This is a genomic window from Marinomonas pontica (assembly GCF_036322735.1).
GTDB classification, from domain to species: Bacteria; Pseudomonadota; Gammaproteobacteria; order Pseudomonadales; family Marinomonadaceae; genus Marinomonas; species Marinomonas pontica.
The window spans coordinates 1,643,466-1,655,368 of sequence record NZ_AP027271.1 but is presented as its reverse complement, the minus strand read 5'-3'; the positions used below and the strand labels follow the sequence as shown (position 1 = coordinate 1,655,368).

8 protein-coding genes are annotated in these 11,903 nt (G+C 44.0%); 1 reads left to right on the top strand and 7 read right to left on the bottom strand.

What is annotated here, in order from left to right:
• Window positions 1-147: 147 nt before the first annotated feature.
• The 7 genes from AABA11_RS07720 to AABA11_RS07690 all read right to left on the bottom strand — a co-directional run bounded on the left by AABA11_RS07720 (window position 148) and on the right by AABA11_RS07690 (window position 8,615).
• Complete coding sequence (locus tag AABA11_RS07720; protein ID WP_338266775.1) at window positions 148-1,743, bottom strand: coiled-coil domain-containing protein; 1,596 nt, start codon at window positions 1,741-1,743, stop codon at window positions 148-150.
• A 175-nt stretch (window positions 1,744-1,918) separates the two neighbouring features.
• The gene (pepN, locus tag AABA11_RS07715) at window positions 1,919-4,552 is read right to left on the bottom strand and encodes an aminopeptidase N (protein WP_338266773.1); all 2,634 of its coding nucleotides are present in this window, start codon (window positions 4,550-4,552) and stop codon (window positions 1,919-1,921) included.
• A 10-nt stretch (window positions 4,553-4,562) separates the two neighbouring features.
• Complete coding sequence (locus AABA11_RS07710; RefSeq protein ID WP_265727839.1) at window positions 4,563-5,387, bottom strand: DUF2797 domain-containing protein; 825 nt, start codon at window positions 5,385-5,387, stop codon at window positions 4,563-4,565.
• Entirely contained in the window at window positions 5,387-5,668 is a 282-nt protein-coding gene (locus tag AABA11_RS07705; RefSeq protein ID WP_265727838.1) for a YeaC family protein, read from the bottom strand. Before AABA11_RS07705 ends, AABA11_RS07710 begins: the two co-directional genes overlap by 1 nt.
• 66 nt (window positions 5,669-5,734) lie before the next feature.
• Window positions 5,735-6,490: a rhomboid family intramembrane serine protease gene (locus AABA11_RS07700; protein ID WP_338266769.1), complete on the bottom strand. Its 756-nt coding sequence runs from the start codon at window positions 6,488-6,490 to the stop codon at window positions 5,735-5,737.
• A gap of 179 nt (window positions 6,491-6,669) precedes the next feature.
• Complete coding sequence (locus tag AABA11_RS07695) at window positions 6,670-7,551, bottom strand: NAD(+) kinase (RefSeq protein ID WP_012069864.1); 882 nt, start codon at window positions 7,549-7,551, stop codon at window positions 6,670-6,672.
• 131 nt (window positions 7,552-7,682) lie between these two features.
• Window positions 7,683-8,615 carry a 1-aminocyclopropane-1-carboxylate deaminase/D-cysteine desulfhydrase gene (locus AABA11_RS07690; RefSeq protein WP_338266765.1) on the bottom strand — a complete coding sequence of 311 codons (933 nt, stop codon included), beginning with the start codon at window positions 8,613-8,615 and terminating at the stop codon, window positions 7,683-7,685.
• Window positions 8,616-8,802: 187 nt separating this feature from the next.
• Here AABA11_RS07690 and ydiJ point away from each other — a divergent pair, with 187 nt between their 5' ends.
• Window positions 8,803-11,877 carry a D-2-hydroxyglutarate dehydrogenase YdiJ gene (gene ydiJ / locus AABA11_RS07685; protein ID WP_338266763.1) on the top strand — a complete coding sequence of 1,025 codons (3,075 nt, stop codon included), beginning with the start codon at window positions 8,803-8,805 and terminating at the stop codon, window positions 11,875-11,877.
• Window positions 11,878-11,903 lie beyond the last annotated feature (26 nt).

Here is an 11,903-nt window from a genome sequence, read left to right as displayed (position 1 = left end):
AAAAAGAATATGCGAACGTACTATACCGAAAAGCAACGAATGGCGCGTTGAAAAAAAGTAATGAGGAGTTGAATGATTCGAGAAAAGCCCAATTAAGCCCTGCCCAACCAATGGCAGAACACTTAAATGGGCTTCGATACGTGTTATTTAGACGGTATTTTTCGACTTATTGACTCTGCCAATTAAAAAACCGCCAATCAAACCCAATAAAATAGCACCGCCCCAAAAGCCATATTTTTCAAATAGATTAGTGTTAATAAGCGATAACGTTTGGCTGCCACGATAAATCTGGCGTTGAATAGGCTGACCTTGAATATTAATCTGCTGGCGAACAAAAAGATTAAGCTGGGCTTCAGGCTTTTCATTTAATCCCGCTACACGCCACCGCCATTGCAATCGACCATTTTGTACAACGGCACTTGCAATACGGTCACTCACCATCTGAATGTCACTGTCCGTTACCAATTCAGCTTGATAAGTTTGTCCGCTCAAAGAAGGCTGAACATCGGCAGACACAATGATCTCGAAATTATTATGTAAGGCAATTTCATTTGGCAACTGCCACTGGACATTGTTCAGCGTTGAACGGATCTGCGACTGAAGAGAATCCATAAATGCGCCAATGGAAATGCCTTCATTTTCTTTAGACTCCAACGTTTGTAATGTACTGCTCAACCGCGCGGTGAGTTCGTCAAGTTCCGCTTGAACAGTTTGCTGATTTTTTTCCGCGTTAAGCAACTGAACATTTAATAGCGCATTCTCTTTCTGAGCTTCTGCCAACTTTGCGTCTAGCTGCTTCCATCGAGCTTCGTAATCGGCGTTTTCATCCAGCGCGGACTCCAACTTTAGTACGTCACTCTGATATTCAGTAATGATGTTTTTTTGCTCGGCAATTTGAGCTTCTAACTTAGCCAGTGTTGAACGCATATTTGCATTTTCTATTTCAACATTAGGACGATTTGGTATTACTGTCACTGCTGGGACGTCATTAATATCCGCTGTTCTATTGTCTGTCTCTGGCGACTTGGTTGACGAGTCGGTAAGCACACGAATACGATCCCACAAGATTTGGTGTTGGGCTCTTGCTTCAGACAATGCACCGCCTAAGATTAGATTCTCTTTTTTTAAAGCCGTAAGTTGCTTGCGGTACGCTTCGTTGTCCATTTCTAGGTTGGCGTATTTTTTTTGCAGGTCAGCGTTAACGTCAAGCAAATCAAAATAGCTTTGTTTAAAACCGTCATCAGACGTTGGCATGTTTTCTAACGTTGATATCTGCTGTTTAAGAGAACTATTTTCATTTTCCAGTTGAGCAATACGGCGTCGCAATAAGTCGTTATCTAGTTGCAATGCCGCATAATTTGATTCTAGGTCAGCGCGAATTTTTTTCTGCTCTTCTAGCGTTGCCAGTGTTTCTGCACTGGGAGACGCGTTTTGCAAAGAGGCAATGCGCCGATCTTTTTCATCAAGGGACAGATTCAAAGCAGCAAGCTGCTTCTGATTATCACTGAGCTTTTTCTGTAAATCATTGATAAGAACCTGATTTGCACCCTGCTCTTGATTTTGATTTTGCGACACATTTTTTGCTGTCGTTTCATTCACAGAAATGGGCATTGTCGCGGCTGGGGGGGATTCAATGGCGTCTGTGGCAATGGAGTTGGTCGAGTCTTGACTAGAAGAAGTGCTGCAGGCGGAGAGCATCAACCCTAAGCTAATGGGCAGAAATATTCTTGTATTAGTTTTCATTTTTCGCTCCTTAATAAACTCAAGGTCGACAATAAGTTACCTCTCTTATGCCAGATTTACGCATAGATTGCAAAGATCCAGTAAAGACAAGCTTTCGCTTAATTTCAAGGAGTCAATAAAAAAGCCTCGCTGGAATCCAACGAGGCTTTAGCAAAACTTGAAAAAAAGACAGTGGTTAAGCAAGACTTTTTGAGATCACCTCATAAACATCTTTGGACAAATCTTCCGCCAAAATACGTTCAAGTTCGGCTTTCATTTTTACACTTAGTTCCGGCTGCATTTTTTTCCAACGAGTCAGCGGCGTACACAATCTGGAAGCAATTTGTGGATTGCGTTTATTCAAGAGAATAATTTGATCCGCCAAGAAAGCGTAACCGCTGCCGTTTTCGTGATGAAAACCAGACACGCTTTGACCAAATCCACCCAATACAGAGCGCACTTTGTTTGGATTTTTAAGATCAAAGGCAGGATGCTCCATTAAACCTTTCACGGTTGTCAGCGCTGTTTCTTGCTCCTGGCTTGCACTCAACATTAACCACTTATTCACCACCAGCGGCTCAGCTTTCCATTGTTCATAGAAGGAAGCCAATAGAGCCTCTGCTTTTTCGTGTTGTGAATTTACGGCAATAGAAAGCGCTGCAAATTGATCCGTCATATTATTCGCTGTCTTAAATTGTGACACAACCTCTTGCTGAGCGAGCTCACTCTCTGTTTCAGCCCAGTATGACAATGCGATATTTTTTAAAGAGCGATGCGCGATGTCTTCTGCCGTCGGTTGATAGTCGCCATCCATTTTGTGCTCTCGATAAACACGCTCAAAATCCGCTGATAACGCATTTGCTAACAACGCCTTTAAATACTGGCGTGCTTGTTTAATTGCGGCTGGGTAAATTGGGGTTGCCAACTCAGACAAATACGCCTGACTTGGCAAAGCAAGAATCAAAGCCACCATAGCGGGGTCCAACGACTCGTCATTCAACAAGGCTTTAAATCCATGAACTAATTGTGAGTCGATCGATAATTCTTGCCCTTCAATCGCTTGATTAATGAGAGCGGTCAGCTCATTAACCGCTAATTGCTGCGATGCACTCCAGCGGTTAAAGCCGTCCGAATCCGATGACAGCAACAACAATAAATCTGTTGAAGAATAGTCATAACGTAATTTTACGGGCGCTGAAAAGCCACGCAACAAAGATGGCACTGGCTTCGCGCTTAAACCATGAAACTCGAATTCTTGCTCACTGGATGTCAAATGCAGGACATGATCTTCTGCTGATACACCATTCACTTCAGCCGTTAACACACTACCCTGCTCATCAAGCAAACCAACACGTACAGGAATATGAAGAGGCAGTTTAGTCGGCTGGCCAGGTGTTGCTGGGGTATCCTGCACCATGGTTAAACGGTAAGTCCCCGTCGCGGCATCAAAGCTGTCTGTCACCTTAACAATTGGTGTACCCGCTTGAGAATACCAGCGTTTAAATTGGGTTAAATCCACACCAGAAGCGTCTTGCATAGCGGCGACGAAATCATCGCATGTGACGGCTTGACCATCATGGCGATCAAAATATAAGTCAGAACCCGCACGAAACTTCTCAGCGCCTAATAGCGTATGAATCATACGAACTATTTCAGAGCCCTTTTCATACACAGTCAACGTGTAAAAATTTGAAATCTCAATGAAGGAAGCAGGACGAACTGGGTGCGCCATAGGACCCGCGTCTTCAGCAAATTGCGCTGTCTTCAGGAAAGAAACGTCTTCCACACGTTTTACTGTCTCTGAATGCATATCGGCAGAAAAAGTTTGATCTCTGAAAACTGTGAAGCCTTCTTTCAGGCTTAATTGAAACCAGTCGCGACATGTCACGCGGTTTCCAGACCAGTTGTGGAAATATTCATGAGCAACAATCGCCTCGACACGCAAATAAGTATCGTCTGTCGTGGTTTCTGGACTGGCGAGCAAACAAGAAGAGTTGAAAATATTCAGCCCTTTGTTTTCCATTGCGCCCATATTGAAATCATCTACGGCAACGATCATGAAAATATCCAAATCGTATTCACGGCCATAGGTTTCTTCGTCCCAACGCATAGAACGCTTTAACGCTTCCATAGCGTAATCGACTTTATCGATATTATGAGACTCTGTGAAAATTTGCAGTTTTACATCGCGCTTACTTTGCGTGGTAAAGACATCATTTTTGACTGCAAGATCGCCGGCCACCAAGGCAAACAGGTAAGCTGGTTTTGGGAATGGATCGTGCCAGACAACGACCGTTTTACCTTCATCGGTTTTTCCACGTTCAACCTCATTGCCATTAGACAGCATAACAGGATAACGTGCTTCGTCAGCGATAATGGTCGTGGTGAACACAGACATCACATCTGGACGATCTAAGTAATATGTAATATGACGAAAACCTTCCGCTTCACACTGAGTACAGAACATGGACGATGAGCGATACAAGCCTTCAAGGCGTGTGTTGTTTTGTGGCTCAATCAAGGTCTCGCAGGTCAGCAAAAATTCGTCTGCTGTGGCGGTAATAATCAGTTTATTTTCACTGACGCGATATTCTTCTGGCGGCAACGCATAGTCGTCCATGGCAACGCCGATCAACTTAACATCTTCCCCACCGTCTAGAACCAATGGCGCGGTCGATTTGCCAAAAGCTGGATTGCGGCGCATATGCAAACGGGATGTAACAATCGTTGTTGCTTCGTCTAAATCGAACGTCAGTTCTGTTTTATCAATAAGAAAAGGAGGAACTTTGTAGTCTTTTAAAAAAATCGCGGAAGGTTGACTCTCTTTCATGTGCTCTCTCCTAAAAATTCAGTGTTGCTTGATAGCCTGTGTATTTACGGATATTAATCACGCCAGTATCTAGCATCCAATATTGGCCTTTAATGCCCATCAAAGTGCCTTCAATATGAGGCGTTTTTTCGGCGTTAAGGCTGGTAATTTTAGTGGGGTACTCTAAAACCGGATAAACAAATTCATGGGTTTCATTTTCATCGGATAAGTCAGTAATGGACTGAAGGCCAAATTCGTGTTGAAGAGAATCTAAACCCTCATATAGTTGATCAATTAAACGCTCTTGCTCTTGCTCAAGATCCATCTCGATGGAGGATCCTTTGAGCATATTGCGCCAATTGGTTTTATCCGCTACTTGGGTTTTAAACAAGGTCTCTACCAATCCGGACATTCTGCGGTTTTGCACTCGAAACAAAGCTCGGGCTTGAGTTGCACCTTGATCAATCCAGCGTGTTGGCAGTTGATCGCCACGAGTAATGCCAACTTTTAGCGCCGATGAATTGGCCAAGTAAACATAATGGCTTTGCATACAATACTGTTCCGCCCACTCAGGCTCTCGGCAGGTTCCTAAGTGAAAGTGACATTTTTCAGGGCTCATAATGCAAGTGTCGCAAGCGGCCAATTTTCGAAAGCAATTAAAGCAAAAGCCTTGGCTAAAAGACTTCTTCGTTACCTTACCGCAGTTAACACAATGAATAGTGCCATCAAGGTGTAAGGAGACTGTCTTACCCAACAAATCGTTGACCAAAACTCGATCGCTACCTAAGTTCAAGTAATAAGACACCTTACTGTCATGAACCTCAGTCGACATCTTTTTGAGATTGCCCTGTAACATTAAGCTTGTCCCTCAGGGCCATCGCCAACCCATTTTATGGTGTCTTGTTCTTTTGCTGGGTCTTTCTTGCCAATGTTTTTATGCCCTGTCGTATCGATATAACCCACACGGTCTTTTTCTTCTTTGTTACTGTAATCGTAGGTAATGACAGCTTGCAGGCATAATTCGGTTTGTTCTGGTGTCAGTCTTACACCATTTGGCCATTTACCAAGTTCAACCGCTTGCTTTAATTTGACGTACACTTCTGGCGACATATTGTCGATCATTTCTTTAAAATTCATGTTCAGGTCTCCCTGCGATCATGCAGGCTATTAATAAAAACGACACAGTAAAAGTACTATATCCAATTAGCTGAGGCGACGTTTCGTCACAAACCAATAAATCATGCCAAGCAACAAGCCCGACAGCAAACCAATAGTGTGCGCAGTGTTAGCGATGCTGCCAAGCCCTAACATTTCAGGAAAGGGCGTGTAACCAATACCCAACCAGACAACAAAAAACACCATCAATTGCTTGCTGATAATCGTCGGCCAACGCGTGTTCAAAATAGGCATCAGCCAAGCAAAGCCAATCAACCCATATACCACACCGGATAAACCACCAAATAATGGATAACCACTTATTTGATACTGCAAAACATTGCTTGAAACGGCAATAAGGATAACGCCGATACTCCAAACAATTGAACCTAAAATTCGTTCCAGTTTGGAGCCAATATCCCATACCCACAGCGTATTAAACACAATATGCAAAACACTAAAGTGCAACAATGCGGGTGAAAAGAATCGCCAGTACTCACCTTTATTAAAGACTTCTATGGAATTATAGAAATAGATATGACCATTTTTAATGTCAAACGGACTGATAGAAAAGTAGCCCACCATAGTCAAATCAGAACCCAACTGAGTAATGACAGCAACCAACACAGTAAGTAACAACAACCCCGTAGTAACAGGCGCTAGCGCAAATTGTGAAAACAGACGTTGATTAGAAGACATTGCAGATGAGGTAGGCTGAGCTCGTTTAACACTTTGCAGTAGATCTGGGTCGTCTTTCCAGATGGACATTAATTGCTCAACCGCTGGCAATTGACTAGGATCCATAATCCACAGCTCATTATGCCCCTTATTAAAGACAACTTGATGGGCTATTTTATGATGCCATAACGCGGCAGTTAACCCTTTAGGGTCTTCTGTTTTATTAAACTGATAAACAAAATACATGGAGCCCTAAAGAGGATACCTTTTTAAAAACAATAAGAACCTGGAGCCAAGACAACAGATTAAGGACGATAGCTGGATTGCCACCCTAATTTATCACGACAGACGTTATAAAAATCATGGTTTTTAGGATGAATCAAACGTATTCCACCTGCTTTCTTTGTGATGTGAATTTCATCGCCTGGGGCAGCGGTAATATTTAACTGGCCATCACAGCTAACACTTGGGTAAGTCAAATTTGACTCACACACCACAATACGAATACGAGCATTCGCATCAATCACAATAGGACGATTACTCAACGTATGCGGGTGCATTGGCACTAGAACCAAAGCATCTAATTTTGGCAACATGATAGGGCCGCCCGCAGAGAGTGCGTAAGCCGTTGAGCCTGTTGGTGTGGCGACAATCAGACCATCGGATTTTTGATTCATCACAAATTGATCGTCAATGAACAAATCAAATCGAATCATCCGAGCAGATTTACCTGGGTGAAGTACCAAATCATTAAGCGCAATCCCCTCGCCGCTGGGGCGATTTTGACGCTTAATTTTAGCTTCAATCATAAAGCGTTTTTCTTCATGGTATTCACCACGAAAAATTGGGTCTAATTCTTCTTGAAGGTTGTGAGGAGAAATATCCGTTAGAAAACCCAATGTACCTCGGTTGATACCTAACACAGGGATGTCGTAATTGCAGATCGCTCTGGCTGCACCAAGGAAACTGCCGTCCCCTCCCACTACCATGACCATATCACAATGGTCACCTAACTCTTTTAATGCCGAAGAAGCGACTTTAACGCCTGGCATCATAGTCGCCAACTGGTCTTCCAGCACCGGCGCGATGTCTTTTTCTTGGAGATATTCCATCAGTTTCTTAACCGTATCAAGAATCTGAGGCTTGTCTAATCGAGCAATAATACCAACACGTCTAAAAAGACTCATGTGTCATTCTCTTCCCGTTTTCAATGTATACAAATCAACCCACTAAAGTATTAATGACGGTTTTTATTTTAGCGTGGGTTTTACATAAGTTGGCCAACTTTAACATGAAGAAGCCCGTTTTCGCCATCTCGTTAACGACAGGGATAGGGATTAGTATCTTTTGAATATCCTCGCCACCCTTGTAGCCCACCAGTGTGAATAAACAAGGTACGCCGATACGGCCAAGTACCGCTCTCCATTGCTCTTACCAACGCGCGCATACTTTTGCAAGTATAAACCGGATCAAGCTCAACGCTTGTATTCGTATGAGCAAACTCTTGCATGAAAGCGAGTAACTCGGAACTGTGTTTAGCGTAACCGCCTTCATGGCAATCAGAATGGAAAAATAACTTTTTATCTAAACGGTCTCTCAGTATTGAATCTGTAGACAGTCGATTGGCTAAATTCAATATAACATCTCGCTGAGCAGGCTCACCTTTAAGAGCGCTAAACACATGCAGATCAGGGATATCAGGATACGACAACAAACCAGCGGCGGTGGTGCCAGTGCCTGAAGACACCACCCATGCATCGTATCTGCTATCTAGTTCACAAAGACATTTTGCCCAATCACGGCACCCCAACGCCCCAGCCTCTCCGCCACCACCCTCGGGAATCCAGTAAACATTGGCATAACGTTTATTGATTTCACCAACAACATCGGACTCCATTCCTAGACGATAATCCGCTCTCGAAGAAGGCCATAATTCAACACCAGCAACAACCATGTCACGCAAAGTAGGCGTTAATCGCGGCTGCAACTCACCTCGCACAATAGCAACCGCCTTATACGGCATGTTTCTCAGGGTTGTCCCAAAAGCATGAAGGTGATTCGAAAAAGGCCCTCCAAAGGTGGCAATGACAGAGGCGTTTTGCTGTTTTGCCGAGTTCAGATGGTGTTGAAGTTTGTGCCATTTATTACCTGGTGCATTAGGGTGCTCCAAATCGCCTCGATAAACGTCTAATTCGTATAACATGTCAGTCGCTTGGCGGCAGGAGTTCGATAAAGTAATGGGCTGGATCATTGACACAAAAACACCTAGCTGTGAAGTAAAAGGCAGACGCGAATCATAATATCGTAAAATTCGTGCGCATCACTGCTAAACATGAATATAAATAACGTGATAGGTCGATTTATTCGTCTGATAAATATCCCTTTAGACCGCTTTTCTTTGTTAACATTTCCGCACTCATCATTTGTGGAGATGAAACATGATTCCAAAGCTTTCTGAAGTCTCGCCCGTTCAGTCCAAATACCTTTCTTTCATCGAACGCCTGAAAGCTTCAGGATTCTCAGGAGACACCCATCCTGATTATGCCAACCGTGTTGTTCTTTCAACGGACAATTCTATTTATCAAGTTTTACCTCAAGGCGTCATCTTTCCAAAGAACACACAAGATATTCAGTTATTGGTGCAGTTATCCAACCAAGAAGAATTTAATGATGTCGTTTTAAGCCCACGAGGCGGCGGCACAGGCACAAATGGGCAGTCTTTAACCGATGGTTTAGTGATTGATCTATCCAAGCACATGAATCGAATTCTGGAGATCAACGCAGAAGAAGGCTGGGCTCGCGTTGAAGCCGGCGTAGTGAAAGACCAACTTAACAAAGCCATCAACCCCCATGGTTTGTTTTTTGCCCCGGAACTTTCCACCAGCAATAGAGCCACCATTGGCGGCATGATAAATACCGACGCCAGCGGACAAGGTTCGGTAATGTATGGAAAAACTCGTGACCATGTTCTCGAATTAAAAACCGTGCTGTTAGATGGCCATCTACTAGAATCAGCCCCCATTGATGATGAAACACTGGCCGAAATACAAAGTGGCAGTGACTATTCCGCTCATGCGCACCGTGTTGTCGATAGTATTCAAAAAAGCAAAGCGCAAGAGATCAAAGACACCTTCCCAGAACTCAACCGCTGCCTAACTGGCTACGACTTGGCTCATATTCGCACCGAAGATGGTCAATTCAATATGAACTCGGTGCTTTGCGGGTCAGAAGGCACATTAGGCTTTATTGTTGAAGCCAAACTAAATCTTTTGCCGATTCCTACCTATGCGGCTCTGGTCAACATTCGCTATGACAGCTTTGAAGGTTCGCTTCGACATGCACGCGAGTTACTCGATGCCAAACCAACCTCTATCGAAACCGTCGATTCAAAAGTGCTCGGCCTTGCAAAAAGTGACATCGTTTGGAATTCCGTCGCTGAGTTTTTTCCAGAAAAGGCGGGAGAAAACATCCAAGGGATCAATCTTGTCGAATACACAGGCAATGACGAACAAGACGTTGCCGACAAAATCAAAGGGCTCACTGACAAGCTCGATGCTCTCGTCAAACAAGGCGGAAGCAGCGCGTTGGGCTACACCATCGCTATGGGGCACGACAACGTCAACAAGCTCTGGGGAATGCGTAAAAAATCCGTTGGCCTACTCGGAAACGCCAAGGGACAAAGTCGCCCTATTCCCTTCGTTGAAGATACCGCCGTTCCGCCAGAAAACCTTGCTGACTTCATTATGGAATTTCGCGCTGTTCTAGACAGCTACAAGGTTCAATATGGCATGTTCGGCCATGTGGATGCTGGCGTTCTGCATGTTCGCCCTGCGCTTGACCTTAAAGACGAATCCCAAGAGCCCATGATCCGTGAAATCACCGATAAGGTGGTTGCGCTCACGCAGAAATACAATGGCTTATTGTGGGGTGAACACGGCAAAGGCGTTCGCTCTGAATATTCACCCGCTTTCTTCGGTGAACTCTATCCTAGTATCCAGCAAGTAAAAGCCGCATTTGACCCAAGAAACCGATTAAATCCTGGTAAAATCGCCACGCCATTTGAACTCGGTGTAGATTTATTAAAGATAGATGCCGTTCCATTACGTGGTCAATTTGATCGTCAAATTCCATTGCAGAATCGTGATCAATTTCAAGAAGGCATGTACTGCAATGGCAACGGTGCCTGCTATAACTTCGATCCAAATGATGCCATGTGCCCTTCTTGGAAAGGCACCCGAGATCGTCGCCACTCGCCAAAAGGTCGCGCTTCTTTAATGCGTGAATGGCTTCGTGGTATGAGCCTGCAAGGCGTGGATACAGTCAAAGCAAGCAAAGATGCAAAAGACAGCAATGTAATTTTTAATTTCTTACCAAGACTGAAAAATACCCTAGCAAAGCGTCGTGGTGAATATGATTTCTCCAACGAAGTGCATGAATCTATGATGGGCTGCTTGGCGTGTAAATCTTGTGTTGGACAATGCCCAATTAAAGTCGATGTACCAGAGTTTAGAGCAAAATTCTTAGAGCTATACTACAGCCGCTATCTGCGACCAGCGAAAGATTATCTTATTGGCTCGTTAGAATTCATGATGCCAACCATGGCGATATTTCCACAGCCATATAATTGGTTGGTAAGCCGTAGCTGGGTTAATCACTTCAGCAGCAAATACATAGGTTTGGCCGACAACCCGAAACTGAGCAAGCTCAATTTAAAAAAAGAAATGTCGCGTCGTGGCATTCGTCTAGCAACGCCATTGGCAATTGAGGCCTTAAGCCCAAAAGACCGATCTCGCGCTGTCATCGTGGTGCAAGATGCCTTTACCAGTTACTTTGATACAGAACTGGTATTGGACACAATGGAAACGCTAAGCCGTCTTGGTTTCCAAGCCTATCTTGCGCCCTATATGCCTAACGGCAAACCCTTACATGTGCATGGTTTTATGAAAGCCTTTAATCGCACTGCACGCAAAAATTTAGACATGCTGCAAAGCTTGGCTTTCTATGGTTTGCCCTTTATAGGCATCGACCCTTCTATGACGCTGACCTATCGATCGGAATACACCAAAGCCTTTGGCGATACTCGACAAATTCCAAAAATCCAATTAATGCAAGAATGGCTAATGAAGAAAAGTGAGCACCTCATCAAGCAACCACTGATGTGCGACAACTCAACGTATCATCTCATGACACATTGCACGGAAAAGACCAACGCGGCCGCATCTATTCAAGATTGGCAGAAGGTCTTCGGTATTCTTGGCTTAGAATTAAAAGTCGAAAACGTTGGCTGTTGTGGCATGGCTGGGACTTACGGCCATGAAACCGCTAATAAAGAGACCTCTAAAACGATTTATGATTTGTCGTGGAAAGAAAAAATCACCAATCCTGGTCTGCTTGGTAAGTTAGTTGCCACAGGCTATTCTTGCCGCAGTCAGGTTAAACGTTTTGACGACACTCATGTTCCACACCCAATACAAGTTATTCTAAGGCACCTACGAGAAGCCACTACTCACTAATCAGCATTATACAAACATTTCCATAG

Coding starts and splice junctions, on each gene's coding strand:
- AABA11_RS07720 (WP_338266775.1), bottom strand. CDS start 1,743: ATGAAAACTAATACAAGAATATTTCTGCCCATTAGCTTAGGGTTGATG.
- pepN (WP_338266773.1), bottom strand. CDS start 4,552: ATGAAAGAGAGTCAACCTTCCGCGATTTTTTTAAAAGACTACAAAGTT.
- AABA11_RS07710 (WP_265727839.1), bottom strand. CDS start 5,387: ATGTTACAGGGCAATCTCAAAAAGATGTCGACTGAGGTTCATGACAGT.
- AABA11_RS07705 (WP_265727838.1), bottom strand. CDS start 5,668: ATGAATTTTAAAGAAATGATCGACAATATGTCGCCAGAAGTGTACGTC.
- AABA11_RS07700 (WP_338266769.1), bottom strand. CDS start 6,490: ATGGATCCTAGTCAATTGCCAGCGGTTGAGCAATTAATGTCCATCTGG.
- AABA11_RS07695 (WP_012069864.1), bottom strand. CDS start 7,551: ATGAGTCTTTTTAGACGTGTTGGTATTATTGCTCGATTAGACAAGCCT.
- AABA11_RS07690 (WP_338266765.1), bottom strand. CDS start 8,615: ATGATCCAGCCCATTACTTTATCGAACTCCTGCCGCCAAGCGACTGAC.
- ydiJ (WP_338266763.1), top strand. CDS start 8,803: ATGATTCCAAAGCTTTCTGAAGTCTCGCCCGTTCAGTCCAAATACCTT.